The following is an 18,939-nucleotide window of genomic DNA, read 5'->3' on the forward strand; positions in this document are numbered from 1 at the left end:
AGCCGGAGGCAAACCCTCGGTCCGACGAACAGGGACCGCATGTGAGGCATTATGGGACGGACGAGTCTACCCCCCAAGACAAAGTCCTACACTGCACGAATCCCATGGTGTAAATGCGGCGGATATATGAGGAGAAAGTTTATGTGCTTACTCGGGGAGATCTTGCGGGGGCTTAACCTGAGTGCAATCCACCCAGAGATGGATGGATGAACCGCAAGAAGTCAGCAGAGGCCATAGTACTGGTAGAGAAAAAAAAAAAACAATACAGGAAGGGCTGAACGGTAACAAACTTCTCAGACGAAAGAAGGTCGGGCAATGCGAAGAAAGCAGAAAACTGCGCAAGCAGGCTGTTCATGCGAGGACAAGCTGGAAGCGGAAAGCACCATGAAAGCGCCGAGTATTGCCCACACAGAAAACGCAGGAGAAGAAAGAGCGCAAACGTTGCTCGAATGTATCCTCACCAGAGCGAACATGGCAGAGGCGTACAAACGGGTAGTCAAAAACGGAGGTGCGTCAGGCATAGATGGAATGACAGTCCAAGCGATGTATGGACACCTGAAGGAGCACTATCCCGAACTTATCCAAAGCCTCTATGATGGAAGCTACAGGCCCCAGGCAGTAAAGAGAGTAGAAATCCCCAAAGCGGACGGAGGAAAGCGCAAGCTGGGAATCCCCACGGTCATAGACCGTATGATACAGCAAGCCATCTCCCAAGTGCTGACGCCAATATTCGAGAAGCAATTCTCCGACGGCAGCTATGGATTCCGCAAAGGGAGAAGCGCCCATCAGGCAATAGAACAGGCTAGGATATATTACGGACAGGGATACAAAGTATCAGTGGATATCGACCTGGCCAAATACTTTGACACAGTCAACCACAACCTGCTCATAAAGATGCTTCGGGAAGAGATAAAAGACGAGCGTGTAATAAGGCTCGTCAGGAAATACCTCAAAAGCGGAGTAATGGAAAACGGGCTCATCAGCTCGACCACAGAAGGAACTCCGCAGGGAGGCAACCTCTCACCGCTCCTCTCCAACATCTACCTTACAAAATTTGACAAACTGACTGGAAAACAGAGGACACAAATTTGTAAGATATGCCGACGACTGCAACATATATGTCAAAAGCGCAAGAGCCGCCCAAAGAGTAATGGGAAACTGCGTCAATTATCTTGAAGGAACGCTGAAACTCAAAGTGAACCAAAAGAAAAGTTGTATCGGAAGCCCGACAAAACTCAAATTTCTTGGTTTCTCCCTCTACCCTAGCAAAGGAGAAACGAAGATAAGGGCACACGAACAAAGCCTGAAACGGTTCAAAGACAAAATCCGAAAACTTACCGCCAGGAATCAGGGACGCTCGATAGAGACCATCATGCTAAACCTCAGGAAATACACGACGGGATGGCTGGGCTACTATGCGATAGCCGAAATGAAAAGCGCGATGTTACAGCTGACTGGATGGATAAGACGCAGGATACGGCAAATCTACTGGAAACAGTGGAAAAGGATATGGCCGAAATACAAGAACCTCAGGCAGCTGGGGATCCATCACAGGGACGCGTGGCGATGGGCAAACAGCAGGCTCGGATGCTGGCATATAGCCAGAACGTGGATACTGACCACCTCACTGACCAACAAATACCTCGCCTCGCAGGGATATGACGATATCCTGCTGCGATATGAGGCAATGCGCGCTCGTTACCGAACCGCCGTATACCGAACGGTACGTACGGTGGTGTGAGAGGACGGCCTCTCAAATAATGGGAGGCCTCCTACTCGATTTGACTTTGGGTTTTGTTTTTGTTCTGGCCTTATCCTCTTCCGCGGCTTACGCCGCGGGCACTGTTTGGCGCGGAAAACCGCGCCAAACAGTACAACACTCCTTCCGACCCGGCGCAAAATCGCGCGCCGGCCCACCTCCCTCGGCGAGGGAGGCTTTAAAGGCGCTAAATCACAGTTTATCTTTTCCCCGCAATCGCGTAAACCCCAATTTATCATCCTCTCGCAATCGCATATAAGCGCCAATTCCCATGTCGATCTATTCACCCTAAATTATTGATTCATACCCAAACATGACGCGAAAGGGCCTTGTTATCCCCGTCACTTACTGTTAGAATAAAATCGTTCCATAAAAATATCTCTTATTTCGGGAGTTTCCGGGAGTAAGGGGCGCACATCAAAATCACATTACTGTCCGCGGCGGAATCTTCCGCGCGGGGAGAAAGGATGATCAAATATGTACAGTAAGACGGAGTTTCAGGATTCTTCATTCATTGACGACGCGGAGATATTAGGTTCGCTTGAAGAGGCGAAAAAACTCGCCAAAGACCATGGCGCGGTGCGCGCTATCCTCGACAAGGCGCGCGAGTGCGGCGGCCTCACCCACCGCGAGGCGGCGGTGCTGCTGGAGATCGACGACCCTCAGTTGGAGCATGAACTCTACGCGCTTGCGAAGGAGATAAAGGAGCGCATCTACGGCAGGCGCATCGTGCTTTTCGCGCCGCTTTACGTCGCGAACCACTGCGTCAACGGCTGCGTTTACTGCGGCTTTCACGCCGGCAATGCCGCGATGTGCCGCAAGAAGCTGACGATGGAGGAGATCGACCGTGAGGCGGACGCGATCTTGGCCCTCGGCCACAAGCGTATCGCGATGGAGGCCGGAGAGGACCCTGTGAATATACCCCTCGACTATATCATCGAGTGCATGAAGCGCGTCTACGCCTACAAGAACAGCCGCGGCGACTCGATACGCCGCATCAATGTCAACATCGCGGCAACCACCGTTGAGGAATACCGGCGGCTGAAGGCGGCGGAGATCGGGACTTTTATTCTCTTTCAGGAGACCTTCCACCGCCCCACCTACGCGAAGATGCATCCGAAGGGGCCGAAGAGCAATTACGACTGGCACACGACGGCGCTGTTCCGCGCGCAGGAGGGCGGCATAGACGACGTCGGCACCGGCGTGCTGTACGGGCTTTACGACTATAAATATGAGACGGTGGCCCAGCTGCTCTTCGCCGAATCGATGGAGAAGGCCTGCGGCGTGGGGCCGCACACGATCTCTGTTCCGCGCCTCCGCGAGGCCGAGGGCGTGGATATGAAGAAGTTCCCCTACATGCCGACCGACGAACAGTTCCTGCGCATCATCGCCGTCATCCGCGTCGCCACCCCCTATACGGGAATGATACTCTCGACGCGCGAGACTCCGGAGACACGCCGCCGGGCCCTCGACCTCGGCATCTCACAGGTGAGCGCGGGCTCCTGCACCGGCATCGGCGGCTACCACAAGGAGATCGGCCAGCCGGAGCAGCCGGACACGGCGCAGTTCAAGGTCTCTGACGAACGCACCCCCGACGAGGTGCTGACCTGGCTCTGCGAGGACGGCTATATCCCCAGCTACTGCACCGCCTGTTACCGCCAGGGACGCACCGGCGACCGCTTCATGTCTCTCGCGAAGTCGGGGCAGATACGCAACATCTGTCAGCCGAACGCCCTGCTCACCTTCAAGGAATACCTGATCGGATACGGCTCCGACCATTTGAAGGAACTTGGGGAAAGGGTGATCGCCGGCGAAGTGGAAAAGATACCGAGCGACAAGATCAAGGAGCTGACGAAGGAGCGCCTGCACAAGCTCGAAAACGGCGCGCAGGATCTCTATTTCTAATCTTTACAGGGCAAGCGGGGCCGCGGTCAAACGGCGGCCCCGCTTTTTTGATTGTCTATTGCAAAAACGACCGCAGGTAATCGTCGACCTGGTCGAAGTCGATCAGGAAGGCGTCGTGACCATTTTCGCTCTCTATCTCCTCGTAGCAGGCGGCTACGCCGCTTTCGGCGGCGGCGCGTACCGCCTCCTCCACCTGCCAGTTGGGGAAGAGCATGTCGCTCGAGATGCCGAGGCCGAGGAGCCGGCGGCCCGAGAAACGTTTCCAGGCTTCGTCGAGGCCTCCGCGCCCCGCGCCGATGTCATGCAGGTCCATCATCTTCGTTAAGTAAAGGTAACAGTTGGCGTCGAAGCGCTTGACGATCTCTTCGCCGTGGTAATGGAGGTAGCTCTCGACCTGAAACTGGCCGTCCCCGTCGCGCGTGGAGCCCTGCGCCATTTCCCGCATGTAGCGGTGGGATAAGGACTGCTCGACATTCGCTCCGTCCGGCTCCGCCTCGCCGTATCGGCTGTAGGCCTGCTCCAGCCTCTCAAAGAAGGCGCCTGAGGGCAGCGTGACGTTTTGCAGCGCGACAGAGCCTATCTCCTCTTTCATCGTTATTTTCCCGCCGCCGCAAGACCCTTTTCAAGATCCGCGATAATGTCTTCCACATTTTCGATGCCGACAGAGAGACGCAGCAGGCCGTCCGAGAGTCCGGCCGCCGCGCGCTGCGCCGTCGTCAGTTGGCTGTGCGTCGTGCTCGCGGGGTGGATTATCAATGTGCGCGACTCGCCGAGGTTCGCCATGTGGCCGATGAGGCTGAGGCTGTCGACGAGTTTGCGCCCCGCCTCTACGCCGCCTTTGACGCCGAAGGCGACCATGCCGCCGCAGCCGTCTTTGAGGTAGACCTTCGCCATGTCGTTCTGCGGATGGCTGGGCAGACCCGGATAGCGGACCCATTCCACCTGCGGATGGTTTTCAAGGAATTGCGCCACGGCAAGGCCGTTCGCGCTGTGGCGTTCCATGCGCAGCCCCAGCGTGCCGAGAGAGAGGTGGAGCAGATAGGCGTCAAAGGCCGAGGGACAGCCGCCGAGATCGCGCAGGATCGCGGCGTGGAGCTTCGCGGCCAGCGCCGCCTTGCCGAAACGCTCCGTAAAGACGATATCGTGATAGGCCCTGTCCGGCTTCGCCAGCTCGGGGAACTTATCGGGATAGGCGGCCCAGTCAAAATTGCCGCCGTCGACGACGGCGCCGCCGATGAGGTTGCCGTTGCCCGAGATATACTTCGTCGTCGAATGGACGACGACGTGCGCGCCCCACTCGATCGGGCGGCAAAGCGCCGGCGTCGCGAATGTGTTGTCGATGATGAGCGGCACCCCCTGGCGGCGGGCGATGCGCGAAAGCGCCTCCAGCGGCGCGACGTTCATCATCGGATTGCCGACGACTTCGGTGATAATGCCGCGGGTCCCGTCATTGACGGCCTGCTCCACCTGGCAGGGATGGTCGCTGTCGACGAGGATCGTCTCCACGCCGAAGCGCGAGAAGATGTTTTGCAGCAGCGTCAGCGTGCCTCCGTAGACCTTGCGTGAGACGACGAGGTTCGTGCCGGAGGAGCAGAGCGCGGTGATCAGGTGGGCAAAGGCCGCCTGCCCGGAAGAGGTGGCCAGCGTGCCCACCCCGCCCTCAAGAGCGTTGAGCCCAGCCTCAAAGGCCTGGACGGTCGGATTCGCGAGCCTCGAATAGATAAAACCGCCCTCTTCGAGGTTGAAGAGCCCCGCGGCGTGGGCGCTGTCGCGGAACTGGAAGGCCGAAGAGGCATAGATCGGCAGCCCCGCCGCCCCCGTTGCCGAATCGCAGCTCCACCCCGAGTGGAGCGCCTTTGTCATAAAACCGCGCTTTTTGTTCTCATCCATCTAAAATATCCCCTTCCGCATAATAAAAAAGGCTCTGCTAAAAAAAGCAGAGCCGGCTGAACAGATTACGAAATTTTTCGTCTACTGTCTCAGAGAGGCCCTGCCGCTATCGCACATCATCATGCACATCCGCATATATGAAAAGCTCCCCACGCAAAGCCCTCCCGAAAAAATAGAATTTCAGACATTCTAACGGCGCGCGCGATGCTTTGTCAAGGAGCAATAAAAATTCATGCAATGAAAATTCAACACGAAAATGAAAATTCGACTGTCAATAGCCAGAGAAAAAGTCACCCCAAATGGTCAAAGAAAATGTCACTATTCCTTTGAATTATGGTATCATCCTTGGTAGTCACATTTGTAGATCTGCCCCGCCAGGGGTGGTCTGAAGCAGGTTTGTGTGGTGACACAACACCTGCTTTTTTCTTTGAATCACTATGGGTCGCTTTTTTCGGCATCTCCACCTGTTTCATCAATATAGCCCTGTCGTTACGCATGATGTATATCTCTCCTTTAACGGTCTGTCTAACTTCAACGGTGCTTCCTGGAGTCATGTATATACTGCCGTCAACCGGAATATATATCCGACTGTTGTAAGATATAGTGTTTCCGCCGCCTATCTTTCTTTCACAGCGCAGAACAAAGACCAGATCCAGATCAATTCTCTTGTCGAATTTGAGATACACAGAGTTTTCTACTTTTGGTTCAACGGAAAATCTGGCGTTGTAATCATCCAGAAAGAGTGGGAGGAAGCTATTAGCCTCTTCAATGTTCCTGATTCCATTGAGCCTGAGTTCCGCCGCAAGCCTGTCCTGAAAAGTATTCCACAGCCGTTCTATACGTCCTTTAGCCTGGGGCGTATTGGCAAATATCTGCTTTATGCCTAAATCATTCAGTGCATGGCCAAAATTCGACAGGTGAATTGATACGCCTTTCAATTCGTCTTCGAGGGTCAGCTCCTTAGGAGACTTGAATATCGTGTGCCTGTCGCTGTAAATATAAAGGGGCAGTCCATAATCCCTTATACCCATCTTTATAGCCTCCGCATATCCGACAAAACATTCACTCTCTATGAAGAATGCACCGGTAACAATACCTGCGGCATCGTCCATAAAAGCATGCAGGGTTGCACTATCTCCATCTTTGCCAAACCACTTATGGCTGCTCGCGTCTGTCTGCCATAACATGCCGGACGATTCCTTCCTTTGCCTCGGACGATGTGCTTTGGGCTTTTTATTTACCGACCTCTTACTCCTTATTCCCTCCAACTTCAGAATACGAGACACCGACGACCGGCTGATACTGATACATTCCCTTTCATTAAGATGTTCGGTAAAATGAGAGATATTAAAGTCATAATACCTTTCCTTAAAAAGACTCACTACCTCCCCTCTGACCTCATCGGTAATCGCATGGACGGGATTCCTACCACGATTACCGTGAACCAACCCTTGTGCTCCTTCCTGTAAAAACTTCTTCTTGATTCTGATAAACTGCCTGACGCAAACACCGAGCAGCTCCGACGCATCTTTGTTAGTCAATCCTCCTGATAATGCGATACTCAACACCTCAACGCGCCTTACTTCCTTCTTCGTCATTGTCACTAGCTCCTGGCTCATAGTGACATTTTCTCAGATCTGTTATGGAGTGACTTTATCTCTGAGCAATAACAAAAATGAAAATTCGACTTGACAGAAAAAAAAGATAGGCGTATCATTCACTTCACCAACGAAAAGTGGTAAAGATTTTCGAAGCAAAAGGAGGCACGGATGATGGGAAAAGCATTATTTAACAACAACTATTATTATTACTTTTATGCTTATCCCCGCACATACGATGCCTCGGGGTTTCTGGTGTTTTCCACGAAGTGATTCAGACCGCATAAAGTAATAAATCTGAGAAAACTTCAAGGACCGCCGCCCGCAGGGGCAGCGGTCCTTTTTAATATCGCAGGCAATTAAAAATTATCAATAAAAATTTTCAGAGAGAAAAGGAGTAATGAAAAATGTTTGGAACGGATCTTTGGGTAATATGCGCGGGGGCTTCACTTTTATGGAGTACAGCTTGGTCGCTGGCAATGATCATAAGGAGGGTGAGGTAAAATGTTCACCTTCGCTCCGCTGTGGATAGGTTATGCTTTAATACTCGTCCTTATCGCAAAATACTCGCGCAGTCACGACGCGCTGCTTCCCGGCAAGGTAGGAGTCGTCGTTCAGGCCTTAGCCTATGTCGCCACCTACATTTCAGCGGTCGCGCTCGTCGGATTCGGCGGCCTCTGCTACCTCTTCGGCCTGCAAATGCTGCTCGTCGCCGCTGGCAACGTCTGGTTTGGCACCTGGTTCGTTTACAGATACCTCGCCTGGCCGACGCGCCTTTGGCAGAGAAAGCTTGACGCGCGCACGCCTGCCGAACTGCTCGCGAAAGCCTACCAGATACCGGTCCTGCAGACCTTCATCGGCGCGATTTCCGTCGTTCTTTTGGTAGTCTACGGCTCGGCGGTATTCAAGGGCGCGGCCGTGATGGTGGCTGGAGTGCTTCCCATCTCGGTGAACGCCGCGCTCATCGCCCTTGTAGCGATCGTCGGCCTATCGGTCATCTGGGGCGGCCTGCGCGGAGTGCTTTATACCGAAGCCATTCAGGGATTCGTAATGATCATCGGCGTCGGCGCACTGCTCATCGCACTGCTTAAAGCGGTGGGCGGCCCCGTCCACGGCCTCCAGCAACTGGCGGCGCTGCCTCCCGCGAAGGGCGCCGACAACGGCTTCCTGGCTCTTTCCAGCGGCGCCGGCGGCCTCAACGTGATCTTCCTTACAATAGTGACCTCCGTCGGCATCTGGGCACAGCCACAGCTCATACAGCGCCATTTCGCGCTGCGGAGCATGGAGGAGACGAAAAAGGCGGCGCCGCTGGCAATGCTCGCCCTCTCGGTGGTAGTTGGAGGAGCCTACTTTGCCAGCGCCCTCTCGAGGGTGATGCTGGGCGACGGCATCACCAACCCAGACATCGTGCTGCCGACGCTCGTCCACCAGCTGCTCCCGGCCTTCGGACAGCAGATGTTCGCCTTAGCGATCGTCTCCGCCTCGCTCTCCACGGCCTCCGCGCTGCTTCACATCGCAAGCGGCAGCCTCGGACGCGACGTCTTTAAAAAAGAACTCAAAGGCTGGTCATGGCGCGGAGTGGTGGTCCTTTGCACGCTGGGAAGCGGCATCTTCGCGATCAAGAGCGGCTCGATCATCGCCGTCATCTGCGCGACGAGCTGGACGCTGCTGGCCTGCGCGATCATGGTCCCCTACCTCGGACTGCTCGCCTTCGGCCCCAAGGCCGGCCCGCAGGCGGCGCTCGCAAGCTCTCTCGGCGGCTTCGTCGGCTCGATAGCCTGGTACATGACGGCCTACGCCTCGACCTCCAAAGCGATCACCGGTCTCGCCGCCCCCGGGATACTGGGCGCGATCCACCCTATAATCCCCGGGATCCTAGCCTCAGCCGCGATCTTCGCGCTCTGCGCGAAGAGGGTAAGCGTGAAAGCCGAAGCAAAAGCAGAGGCAGAGGCATAGGGAGTTATAGAAAACCGGCGATAACGTTAACCAAGGGCCTCCGAGAGGAGGCCCTTTCCTTTATAAAGCTACGTTATTGCCGCCTATAGAAGCCATCTCCAGAAAGAGCAACTATACGACGAAGCGACGTTCTGCTTAAAAAGACCGTGGCTTTAAGCGCCTAATTACAAAATGAGATCCGTAACGGCTTTACGCACAAAGAAAAACAGCTGGATATATTCACGCGTGAATTGCTGTCCGCATATCACAAGTCAAAAAACGCCGGAGAGCCGAATAATATTCCGAGGCTCTCCGGCGTTTATGTCAGCGTATCTTATATCTTAGTCTATCGCTTCTTCGGTTTCCTTAAATTCAATCCCTAATTTTTTCAGCTCTTCGAGCTCAGGCTCGTAGACCTCTGGCATCGTCGGTGAAATGACGCCTTTCTTGTTGATCTTGCCTTCCAATATAAGCTGCGCACCGATCGCTGGAGGCAGCCCCGTCAGCTTCGCTACAGAGAAATCCGTGTCGCTGCTACCGTAATCGATCAGAGTCGAGGTCTTGACGACGCGCCTGTCGGGATACTCAACCACGTAACGGTGCATCATAACGGAAAGGTCCTCTTCGCCAGAGGCAAAACCGAGCTTATCTTTATATAGACATTCGACGAAATCATACATATCACCATATTCGATAGGCACTGTCGTTTCGTCAAGCAGGCCAAGCCATTCCAGTTTCATCATCACGAAGGAGCAGTTTTCCAGTTCGAGGAAACTGCGGAGCGCCTCTTTCAGATTCTCTTCTTTGCCAACGCCCACGAGCTCACGCGTCACGTCCGCGTACGTCTTGCCTTTGAAACTTCTTTTCCGGTCGTCGTACAGGCCGAGATCCTGCATTTTGCAGATCATCTCGCACCAGCCGGGAAAACGCAGTGTGCCGCGATATACCTCTTTGACCTCCGGCATGTTGTAGGTCTTCACATACGGGGTGGAATCCGCGTTCGCATATTCTTCGAACCAGCCGAGCCCTTTTACCTCGATAAGCCCGGCGTGCGCGTACGTCTCTCCGTTCGGCCAGAGGATGACCTTGCCGTCTCTCACTATGCGCGCGTCCCTGCGGCTTGCGTGGACGAGGCTTGAAGGCGCCCACGAAAGCTTGTACCCGAGCGGATTGTTGTTCGCCGCAAGCGCGGGCAGAGCGCCGCACCACGATTTGAAAGAAAGCACCTTACCGTTGTTCTCGTGTATCTCTTCGATCGTTTTGCTGGCCGACATGTGGTCGATCCCGGGGTCGAGGCCGAGCTCGCAGAGCAGAGTGACGCCCTTTTCCTTCGCGGGGCCGTCCAGCGCGCGCATCTCGTCCTTTATATACGACGGGTTGACGTAGTCGACGCCCTTGTCCACGCAGACCTTGGCCGCCTGCGCCATGCAAGGCTGCGGAAGGAGGCAGATCACGATGTCGGGGCTGATGTCGTCGATCGATCTCGCAAGGTTCGGCAACACGTCTCCGACAAGCGCATGACCATTTTTATTGCCGTCGATGCACCTTTCGATATTTTCCTTTGAAATATCGGCCACATATACTTCGTAACTCTTATCAATCAAATAGGAGATACATGGTTTCGCAATTCTTCCCGCGCCTAAAACTAATACTTTTTTCAAAACGTTCACCCTCTTATAAGATTTAAACTCTTTTTAGTAATTCCGAAAATCTCTAATTCTCCGCGACATCGGCCGGCGCCGCAGCCTCGTCCGGTTCGTCGGAGAGGCGTTTGCCCCAGATCATGCTGCAACCGAGGATCATCACAAGCACTCCGGCAAGGACGCCAAAGAGAAGAAGCGGCGTCTCGTATATACCGGCGAGAAGATAGCCCACACTGCAGACTACGCACACCATCAAAGCGTACGGCAGTTGAGTCTTAACGTGGTCGATCAAATCACAGGCGGCGCCGATGGCCGAAAGGACCGTCGTGTCAGAAATCGGCGAGCAGTGGTCTCCAAAGAGCCCGCCCGAAAGGACCGCGCCTATCGAGGCGTACAAAGGAGCGCCAAGCTTAACGGACATCGGAATGGCAAGCGGAATAAGGATAGCGAACGTTCCCCAGGACGAGCCGGTCGCAAACGAGATGCACATCCCGACGAAGAAGAGCAGAAGCGGCACCGCAAATGTGGGAATATTGCCCCTTGCCAGCTCAACTATGAAATTGGCTGTTCCAAGCGCTTTGCAGACAGAACCTAAGACCCAGGCGAGCACCAGTATCATAAGAATAAAGGTGACGCTCTTGGCGCCGTTCATATACATTCCAAAACTTTCTTTGAATGTGGCGACCTTATTTTTGACCATGAGCAGCATGCAGACGAAGGCGCCGAGCAAATATCCGGTGCAGAGGGCAGAGCGAAGGACTGCGCCCTTGACCGGCTGCAGCGGGAAACCCTGCGGAATGAGGAGCCCAAAAATGGTTACGAACAAAACGATAAGCGGCAGCAGCATCATATTGTATGTTGCTCCGGGATGGACGTCCTGCGTATCGATCGTCGTTCTTGCCGTCTGAGATCCGGGAGCGTATGGCTGATTCAGCTCGATAGCCCTTTTTTCCGCTCTGAACATTGCGCCGAACTCTCTGCCGGTCAGCGCGACGATAGGAATCATGAAGAGAGTGCCGATCGCATAGAACTGGAACGGGATGACTCGCACAAAAGTCTCAAAATCAGTATAGCCCAGGTGAAGCGCGTCGAATTCCTTCTGCATCAGTCCCATGATGAAAATTCCCCAGCCGATGAACGGAATCAAAATGCAGACGGGCGAAGCTGTGGCGTCAAGCAGCCATGCCAGTTTTTCGCGGCTTACCTTTATCCTGTCGGTTATCGGCTGGAACGCCGGGCCGATGATAAGCGGATTTCCGGAATCCGAGAAGAAAATCAAAAGCCCCATGAACCAAACGGCCAGCTGAGCCTTGCACCGCGTATTGATGATGTGCGCGACCCTGTTGGCAAAAGCCGAAGCACCGCCGGATTCCGTAACAACCCCGACAAAACCTCCGATGAAGATCATCATCACGAGAAGGCTGGAATTGTACCCGTCGGCAGCCTGCACAAAAATATAATCTTTGATATACATAGGAACAGCGGTGATCGGGTTTCCTCCTGCCAGAACAAAAACTCCCAGAAGGCCCGACCAGAAGAGAGCGGTAATGACATTTTTGGTCCTGATCGCGATGATGACTGCCAGCAGAGGCGGCAACAATGAAAGAATTCCGTAGCTATCCATAAAAATATTCCCCCTGTTTCTCTGATAAGATTTAGAAAATCGCTGTACCTGTCCATTCCCGGGTTGTCTGGGCAGGCGATTGGCGCCAGATCGGATACTTAAGCAATTAAATTATTTTTTCACTAAGTCGTATCCTGTTCTGGATTCAATAAATGTATCTTAAGAGACTATCTGCTCAATGTCAAGCAGCAAAAACAAAATATTCTGAAAAAACCGCAAGTCTATTGAACTGTAATGAGTAGTCTAAATTTAATAAATATAGGTGACAATTATTGAGACAGAGAGGGACAACACCAGAAATACCCCTAAACAACAGGCTTAAATAGCAAATCCATAGCGTAGTTTAAGTATGACGCGAGCCGTCCTTGATTATTAACGATCAGCGGGCGGCTCGGAAAAATATGGCGTACCTTTGGGATACGATGTAATGAAATTATATTGTTTTTGTGAAAAACCCGGGGACGCAAATGCCCGCCTGCGGGTTTCGACCTGACATTTTTGAAAATGTCGTGTAGATATGCGAGCGCATCGCGCCCTCCGCCAGAGCGCCGTCGGCGGCCACGATCGCGTTGACGATCTGAAGATGCTGACTGCAGCTGATAGATTCGTCAGGATTCCGCAGGAGCTCCTTTGGGTTTGACGGCGTGTAAAACCTATCGAAATGGAATATATAAAGTTCCGACCGCCAGAACAGTTGGCGCGTGAATTTTTCTATATATGTGTTTTTGCATATCCTCGCAATGGACAGATGAAAGGCGTTGTTTACCTCAGAATATTCTTTAAGTTTGCCTTCGCTGTAAAAAGCCCGCTCTTTGTGAATCATTTCTTCGAGCAGCAGAATATCCGCTTCCGTGCGGCACGAGGCCGCCTCAAGGCTCGCGTGCCCCTCCATGTAGGCTCTGGCCTTAAAGACTTCGTACATATCCTGCGGCGTGAGTTTTGGAATGTAGCACCCTTTATTCTCTTTCACTTCCAGAAGGCCCTCCGCCACGAGCTGGCGCATCACGTTGCGCACGGGAGTCCTGCTGAGATTTAATCTTTCCGCTATTTCAGACTCGACGAGCCTGTCTCCCGGAGAAAATTCCTTGGACAGGATCATCTCCAATATAGCTTCATACGCTAAATTTTCCGCGGATTTATTCAATCATTTTCGCCTCATTTCACAATATTGTATCCAATATGTTTTTCGACGTTCATTATAACACATATATTTTATCAAAAGAGACCTTCATAGTTATTATCCCCTGCTAATTCATAAAAAATCAAAATACGACACGAATGGTTATAACGATGAACAGCTTTGCGCGTTATGATTTCATTTACGCAACATGATGTGTCCATTTTATACCCCGCCTCTGTCCAGATTTAGTTTACCACTACATGTGACGGGGCTACAGGTCCGGCTCGGCAGGTTAAAGCTCGTTTTGTTTTCACAGGATACTCACGGACAGGCCCTATCTTTCACATCGTTTTCACAGCTTTCACGTTAGAATCCGCCTCACAAGATGATAAGGGAGGCTGCGGAGATGCATCTGCTCGTAATGATAAGCGGCGCTATCGCCTGCGTTTATTTTTTCTGGCTGGCTTATATATTGCTGAAGGAAAGGGATTCGTGAGCCGCAAAAACGCGGGGAGATAAAAGGAAAAAGATATGGGAGGAAACAGCGATGGATGAAACAATGACCGCGTCAAACGACGATAAAAGGGTACTGACGGCGCTCTGTTCCGATATAAAGAGAGAGATCGCCGGCAAAAGATACGACCACGCCGAATGCGCGCTGCGGATCGCAAAGGCGATGGAGCAGTACCCGGACGCCCCGGAGCCGCATAATCTGTTGGGCATACTTCTTGAGGAGAGCGGCGACCACCGCGGCGCGATGAAGCATTTTCGCGCCGCCTGGGCTCTCGATCCCGGTTACAGGCCGGCGCATTTTAATATGGAGTCACTGGGGGGCTTTTTCCCGGAGGATTTCAGCGTTAAAAAGTACGCTTTTGACGACAGCGACTGCGGGCCGCGAGAGGACGCGGCCTCGCCGCAAAAATCAAAGGGTGTGACCGGTAAGTTTTTTAGAAAAGAGGATGGAAGAGCATGAGTTCAGTGATACAGTATGTCGTCTATGTCGCGATCCTCGCCGCGGCGGCGCTGCCGCTCGGCAGTTATATCGCCAAGGCGATGAACGGAGAGAGGGTCTTTCTCTCGCCCGCCCTCGTCCCCTGTGAGAACGCCATATACAGGATACTCGGCGTCGATAAGGACGAGGAGATGAGCTGGAAGTATTATGCTCTCTGCGTTCTGGTCTTTTCAGCGGTCTGCCTCGCCGGCCTCACCGCCATGCTGATGCTGCAGGGACATCTGCCGCTCAATCCGCAGAAGTTGCCGGGCCTCGGCTGGCATCTGGCTTTCAACACCGCCGCCAGTTTCGTCACCAATACGAACTGGCAGGCATATTCAGGAGAAAACACGCTGAGCTATTTTTCCCAGTCGCTCGGCCTGACGGTGCAGAATTTCGTCTCCGCCGGCGCGGGAATCGCGGTGCTTTTCGCGCTGATACGCGGCATCGTCAGGGTGAGGTCAAAGGGGGTCGGCTCTTTCTGGACCGATATCACGCGCGCCGTGCTTTATGTGATGCTCCCGCTTTCGCTGATCGTCGCCGTGGCGCTCGTCTCCCAGGGCGTAATGCAGAATTATTCTTCCTATGAGACGGTGGAGCTGATGGAGCCGATAGTCCTCGAGGACGGCGCGAAGGTCTCGCGGCAGGTCGTCCCGATGGGGCCGCAGGCGAGTCAGGTCGCGCCGAAGCAGCTCGGCACGAACGGCGGCGGCTATAACGGCGCGAATTCGGCAAACGCCTTGGAAAACCCCACGCCATTTTCCAATTTGCTGGAGCTTCTGTCGCTGCTGATGATCCCCGCCGCCCTCTGTTTCTCATACGGGCGGGGCGTTAAGGACAAGCGGCAGGGGCGGGCGGTCTTTCTCGCGATGTTCATCGTGCTCGCCGCCTCGCTGGCGATCGTCGGCTATTATGAACAGGCGGCGACGCCGCAGTTGGCTCAGGGCGGAAATGTCGATCTCGGCACGGTGATGCAGCCGGGGGGAAATATGGAGGGCAAGGAGAGCCGCTTCGGCATCGCGAGCTCCGCGGCGTGGGCGGTATTCACGACCGCCGCCTCGAACGGCTCCGTCAATTCCATGCACGACAGCTACACGCCGATCGGCGGCCTCGTGCCGATGCTGCTGATGCAGCTCGGCGAGGTCATCTTCGGCGGCGTCGGCTGCGGCCTCTACGGGATGATCGGTTTCGTCATTCTGACGGTCTTCATCATCGGGCTGATGGTCGGGCGCACGCCGGAATATCTCGGCAAGAAGATCGAACCCTTCGAGATGCGCATGGCCGTCCTCGTCTGCCTCGCGACGCCGGTGGCGATACTGGCCGGCTGCGGCATCGCGGCGCTGGTCCCCTCCGTGCCCGCCAGTATGAACGACCCGGGACCGCACGGTTTTTCGGAGCTGCTCTACGCCTTCTCTTCAGCCGGGGGCAATAACGGCTCGGCCTTCGCGGGCTTCAACGCGAACACCCCCTTCCTGAACTCGGCGCTCGGCCTCGTGATGATCTTCGCGCGCTTCGTGCCGATGACCGCGACGCTGGCGATCGCCGGAAGTCTGGCGGGGAAAAGGCGCGCGCCGGAATCGGCGGGGACGCTCTCCACCTGCAATATGACTTTCGCCTTCCTGCTCATCCTCATCGTGCTGCTCATCGGCGCGCTCTCTTTTTTCCCCGCGCTGGCGCTCGGACCGGTCGTCGAGCATCTGAGAATGTTCCGGGAAACTTTTTGAAAGGAAGCGGATCGCAATGTCAGTCAATAAAAATGTACCAAATTATTCAAACGGCAAGATAGCTGCGGAGGCGTTCAAAGCCGCTCTCATAAAGCTCGCGCCCGCCGCGCAGGCGAAGAACCCGGTGATGCTGCTGGTATATATTTCGGCGATACTCACCACGGCCCTCGCGGTTCTTTCGTTTTACGGCGTGCGGGACGCCCCCTTCGGCTTCACGGCGGGAATCGCCGCCGTGCTCTGGCTGACGGCGCTCTTCGCGAACTTCGCGGAGGCGATCGCCGAGGGGCGGGGCAAGGCCCAGGCCGACTCGCTGAGGGCCGCGCGCCGTGAGGTCACGGCGCATTTGCTCTCGAAGGCAGACGACCACGCGTCCGGCACGGATATCGCCTCCGCCATGCTGAGGAAGGGCGACATCTTCATCGTCCGCGCCGGAGAGCAGGTCCCCGCGGACGGAGAGGTGATCGAGGGCGCGGCCTCCGTCGACGAGTCGGCGATCACCGGCGAGTCGGCCCCCGTGATCCGCGAAGCCGGCGGCGACCGCAGCGCGGTGACGGGCGGCACGACGGTCCTCTCCGACTGGCTCGTCGTCCGCGTGACGCACTCGTCGTCCGCGTGACGCAGGAAGAGGGGGAAAGCTTTCTCGACAAGATGATCGCGATGGTCGAGGGCGCGGCGCGCAAACGCACGCCCAATGAGATAGCGCTTGAGATATTGCTGATCGCCTTCACGATGATATTCGTTCTCGTGACGATGTCGCTCTACGCCTTCTCCGGCCTCCTGGCGAATGGGGAGGGGCAGGCAAACCCGCTCTCCGTCACGGCGATGGCGGCGCTGCTCGTCTGCCTCGCGCCGACGACTATCGGCGCGCTGCTTTCGGCGATCGGCATCGCCGGCATGAACCGCCTGAACCGCGCCAACGTGCTCGCGATGAGCGGGCGGGCGATCGAGGCGGCGGGCGACGTCGACATCCTGCTGCTCGACAAGACGGGCACTATCACTCTGGGCAACCGCCAGGCGAGCGAATTCATCCCCGTCGACGGATGCGGCAAGCGCAGCCTCGCCGACGCGGCGCAGTTATCGTCGCTCGCCGACGAGACTCCCGAAGGGCGCAGCGTCGTCGTCCTTGCGAAACGGGAGTTCGGCATCCGCGAACGCCAGCTCGAAAACGAACAGCTGACTTTCATCCCATTCACCGCGGCGACGCGCATGAGCGGCGTGAACGGCAGGGATGGCGAGATCAGGAAGGGCGCCGCGGAGGCGATACGCGCTTATGTCGAGAAAGCGGGCGGCCGTTTCAGCGAGGAGTGCCGCAACGTCACAGACCGCGTCGCGAAGCTCGGCGGGACGCCGCTCGTCGTGGCAAAAAACGGCCGCGTGCTCGGAGTGATCTGCCTGAAGGACATCATCAAGGACGGCGTGAAGGAAAAGTTCGCCGACCTGCGCAAGATGGGCATCAAGACGATAATGATCACGGGCGACAATCCCGTAACGGCGACGGCGATCGCGGTGGAGGCGGGCGTCGATGATTTCCTCGCCGAAGCGACGCCGGAGGCCAAGCTTTCGCTGATCCGCGAGTATCAGGCCAAGGGGCATCTGGTGGCGATGACGGGCGACGGCTCGAACGACGCTCCCGCGCTCGCTCAGGCCGACGTCGCGGTGGCGATGAACACCGGCACACAGGCGGCGAAGGAGGCCGGCAATATGGTGGATCTCGACTCTTCGCCGACAAAGCTGATCGAGATCGTCCGTATCGGGAAACAACTGCTGATGACCCGCGGCGCGCTGACGACCTTCTCCATCGCCAACGACCTCGCGAAATACTTCGCGATCATCCCCGCGCTCTTCGTCGTGCTGTTCCCGCAGCTTCAGGCGCTGAATATCATGAAGCTCCACAGCCCCGAGAGCGCCATCTTCTCGGCGGTGATCTATAACGCGCTGATCATCGCGGCGCTCATCCCGCTCGCGCTCCGAGGGGTGAAATACAAAGAAGAGTCCTCGGGACAGCTTCTGATGAGAAACCTGATGATCTACGGCGCCGGCGGGATCATCATCCCCTTCGCCGCGATAAAGATCATCGACATGATCCTTATCGGAACGGGAATCCTGGCCTGAAGGCCGTTTGAAAAGAGGAGGCAGCCTATGACATTGAGAGCAGTTACGATTCGTTCGCTAATATATTTTGCGCTGATGACCGTGATCACGGGGATCATATATCCTCTCGCGGTGACGGGGATCGCCAAGTTGGTCTTTCCCTATGAGGCCGGCGGCTCCATCATCCGGGTCGATGGCCGGAAATACGGCGCGGAGAATCTCGGGCAGCCATACCGCTCGCCCGGCCGCCTCTGGGGGCGTCAGATGAACATCGACGCCGGCTTCACCGGCGCGGACGGCGGGCCGGCGGCCTACGCCTGGCCCTCAAATCTGAGCCCCGCCGGGAAAAAACTTGAAAGGCTGATCGCCGGGCGCGTGAAGGAGATACGCAAGGCAAACCCGGCTATGGGGGATAAGCCGGTGCCCGTCGAGCTCGTAACAAGCTCCGGCGGCGGCCTCGACCCTCACATCTCCCCCGCGGCGGCCCTCTATCAGGTGCCGCGCATCGCGGCCGCCGCCGGCCTCTCCGAGGCGGAGGTGACAAAAATCATCAAAAAACATACCGAGGGGCGTTTGCTGGGAATAATCGGTGAACCGCGCGTCCATGTTTTGAAGGTAAACCTCGAACTGGGCGGAATCCTGAAATAACCCCGCCGTCC

General features: G+C 55.5%; 15 protein-coding genes. 9 read left to right on the forward strand and 6 right to left on the reverse strand.

The genetic code is table 11. The features are described from left to right. Nucleotides 1-315: 315 nt before the first annotated feature. The 3 genes from CLOEV_RS17425 to hydG all read left to right on the forward strand — a co-directional run bounded on the left by CLOEV_RS17425 (nt 316) and on the right by hydG (nt 3,664). Nucleotides 316-1,176, forward strand: a complete 861-nt coding sequence (locus CLOEV_RS17425) for a reverse transcriptase domain-containing protein (RefSeq protein WP_218915532.1) — start codon at nt 316-318, stop codon at nt 1,174-1,176. Next, the gene (locus CLOEV_RS17235) at nt 1,115-1,741 is read left to right on the forward strand and encodes a group II intron maturase-specific domain-containing protein (RefSeq protein WP_281172970.1); all 627 of its coding nucleotides are present in this window, start codon (nt 1,115-1,117) and stop codon (nt 1,739-1,741) included. Before CLOEV_RS17425 ends, CLOEV_RS17235 begins: the two co-directional genes overlap by 62 nt. Nucleotides 1,742-2,236: 495 nt before the next feature. Then, complete coding sequence (gene hydG / locus CLOEV_RS15160) at nt 2,237-3,664, forward strand: [FeFe] hydrogenase H-cluster radical SAM maturase HydG (protein WP_034444819.1); 1,428 nt, start codon at nt 2,237-2,239, stop codon at nt 3,662-3,664. Nucleotides 3,665-3,719: 55 nt separating this feature from the next. Here hydG and CLOEV_RS15165 read toward each other — a convergent pair whose 3' ends face one another. The 3 genes from CLOEV_RS15165 to CLOEV_RS15175 all read right to left on the reverse strand — a co-directional run bounded on the left by CLOEV_RS15165 (nt 3,720) and on the right by CLOEV_RS15175 (nt 7,152). Continuing rightward, on the reverse strand, nt 3,720-4,256 hold the full coding sequence (locus tag CLOEV_RS15165) for a homoserine O-acetyltransferase family protein (protein WP_051485159.1): 537 nt from the start codon (nt 4,254-4,256) through the stop codon (nt 3,720-3,722). A gap of 2 nt (nt 4,257-4,258) precedes the next feature. Then, nucleotides 4,259-5,554 carry an O-acetylhomoserine aminocarboxypropyltransferase/cysteine synthase family protein gene (locus CLOEV_RS15170; RefSeq protein ID WP_034444822.1) on the reverse strand — a complete coding sequence of 432 codons (1,296 nt, stop codon included), beginning with the start codon at nt 5,552-5,554 and terminating at the stop codon, nt 4,259-4,261. A gap of 290 nt (nt 5,555-5,844) precedes the next feature. Beyond that, a complete protein-coding gene (locus CLOEV_RS15175; RefSeq protein WP_008710747.1) occupies nt 5,845-7,152 on the reverse strand; it encodes an ISNCY family transposase in 1,308 nt (435 codons plus the stop codon). A gap of 504 nt (nt 7,153-7,656) precedes the next feature. Here CLOEV_RS15175 and CLOEV_RS15180 point away from each other — a divergent pair. Further along, complete coding sequence (locus tag CLOEV_RS15180; RefSeq protein ID WP_008708660.1) at nt 7,657-9,108, forward strand: sodium:solute symporter family transporter; 1,452 nt, start codon at nt 7,657-7,659, stop codon at nt 9,106-9,108. A 320-nt stretch (nt 9,109-9,428) separates the two neighbouring features. Here the strand turns inward: CLOEV_RS15180 and CLOEV_RS15185 are convergent, their stop codons facing one another. The 3 genes from CLOEV_RS15185 to CLOEV_RS15195 all read right to left on the reverse strand — a co-directional run bounded on the left by CLOEV_RS15185 (nt 9,429) and on the right by CLOEV_RS15195 (nt 13,498). Next, complete coding sequence (locus tag CLOEV_RS15185) at nt 9,429-10,748, reverse strand: saccharopine dehydrogenase C-terminal domain-containing protein (RefSeq protein WP_034444825.1); 1,320 nt, start codon at nt 10,746-10,748, stop codon at nt 9,429-9,431. A gap of 52 nt (nt 10,749-10,800) precedes the next feature. Beyond that, a complete protein-coding gene (locus CLOEV_RS15190) occupies nt 10,801-12,354 on the reverse strand; it encodes a Na+/H+ antiporter NhaC family protein (RefSeq protein ID WP_034444827.1) in 1,554 nt (517 codons plus the stop codon). Between the two features lie 433 nt (nt 12,355-12,787). Continuing rightward, nucleotides 12,788-13,498: a GntR family transcriptional regulator gene (locus CLOEV_RS15195; RefSeq protein WP_008708654.1), complete on the reverse strand. Its 711-nt coding sequence runs from the start codon at nt 13,496-13,498 to the stop codon at nt 12,788-12,790. 523 nt (nt 13,499-14,021) lie between these two features. On the opposite strand from CLOEV_RS15195, the gene CLOEV_RS15200 reads away from it, so the two are divergent. From CLOEV_RS15200 to kdpC, 5 genes are read left to right on the forward strand one after another with little or no spacing between them, the layout of a single operon-like run. Continuing rightward, nucleotides 14,022-14,447: a hypothetical protein gene (locus CLOEV_RS15200; protein WP_034444829.1), complete on the forward strand. Its 426-nt coding sequence runs from the start codon at nt 14,022-14,024 to the stop codon at nt 14,445-14,447. Further along, complete coding sequence (kdpA, locus tag CLOEV_RS15205; RefSeq protein ID WP_034444832.1) at nt 14,444-16,189, forward strand: potassium-transporting ATPase subunit KdpA; 1,746 nt, start codon at nt 14,444-14,446, stop codon at nt 16,187-16,189. The genes CLOEV_RS15200 and kdpA overlap by 4 nt, the downstream gene beginning before the upstream one ends. A 16-nt stretch (nt 16,190-16,205) precedes the next feature. Continuing rightward, on the forward strand, nt 16,206-16,805 hold the full coding sequence (locus tag CLOEV_RS17430; RefSeq protein WP_281172959.1) for a P-type ATPase actuator domain-containing protein: 600 nt from the start codon (nt 16,206-16,208) through the stop codon (nt 16,803-16,805). Beyond that, nucleotides 16,802-18,301 (forward strand): potassium-transporting ATPase subunit KdpB, encoded by a 1,500-nt coding sequence (kdpB, locus tag CLOEV_RS15210; protein WP_281172960.1) that lies wholly within the window; start codon nt 16,802-16,804, stop codon nt 18,299-18,301. The genes CLOEV_RS17430 and kdpB overlap by 4 nt, the downstream gene beginning before the upstream one ends. Before the next feature lie 27 nt (nt 18,302-18,328). Next, nucleotides 18,329-18,928, forward strand: a complete 600-nt coding sequence (gene kdpC, locus CLOEV_RS15215) for a K(+)-transporting ATPase subunit C (protein WP_034444834.1) — start codon at nt 18,329-18,331, stop codon at nt 18,926-18,928. Nucleotides 18,929-18,939 lie beyond the last annotated feature (11 nt).

Origin of the sequence: Cloacibacillus evryensis DSM 19522, from assembly GCF_000585335.1 — a bacterium.
Taxonomy (GTDB): domain Bacteria; phylum Synergistota; class Synergistia; order Synergistales; family Synergistaceae; genus Cloacibacillus; species Cloacibacillus evryensis.

Bases quoted from the DNA above. Each gene is read 5' to 3' on its own strand.
- CLOEV_RS17425 (WP_218915532.1), top strand. From the start codon at position 316: ATGCGAAGAAAGCAGAAAACTGCGCAAGCAGGCTGTTCATGCGAGGAC.
- hydG (WP_034444819.1), top strand. From the start codon at position 2,237: ATGTACAGTAAGACGGAGTTTCAGGATTCTTCATTCATTGACGACGCG.
- CLOEV_RS15165 (WP_051485159.1), bottom strand. From the start codon at position 4,256: ATGAAAGAGGAGATAGGCTCTGTCGCGCTGCAAAACGTCACGCTGCCC.
- CLOEV_RS15170 (WP_034444822.1), bottom strand. From the start codon at position 5,554: ATGGATGAGAACAAAAAGCGCGGTTTTATGACAAAGGCGCTCCACTCG.
- CLOEV_RS15175 (WP_008710747.1), bottom strand. From the start codon at position 7,152: ATGACGAAGAAGGAAGTAAGGCGCGTTGAGGTGTTGAGTATCGCATTA.
- CLOEV_RS15180 (WP_008708660.1), top strand. From the start codon at position 7,657: ATGTTCACCTTCGCTCCGCTGTGGATAGGTTATGCTTTAATACTCGTC.
- CLOEV_RS15190 (WP_034444827.1), bottom strand. From the start codon at position 12,354: ATGGATAGCTACGGAATTCTTTCATTGTTGCCGCCTCTGCTGGCAGTC.
- CLOEV_RS15200 (WP_034444829.1), top strand. From the start codon at position 14,022: ATGGATGAAACAATGACCGCGTCAAACGACGATAAAAGGGTACTGACG.
- kdpA (WP_034444832.1), top strand. From the start codon at position 14,444: ATGAGTTCAGTGATACAGTATGTCGTCTATGTCGCGATCCTCGCCGCG.
- CLOEV_RS17430 (WP_281172959.1), top strand. From the start codon at position 16,206: ATGTCAGTCAATAAAAATGTACCAAATTATTCAAACGGCAAGATAGCT.
- kdpC (WP_034444834.1), top strand. From the start codon at position 18,329: ATGACATTGAGAGCAGTTACGATTCGTTCGCTAATATATTTTGCGCTG.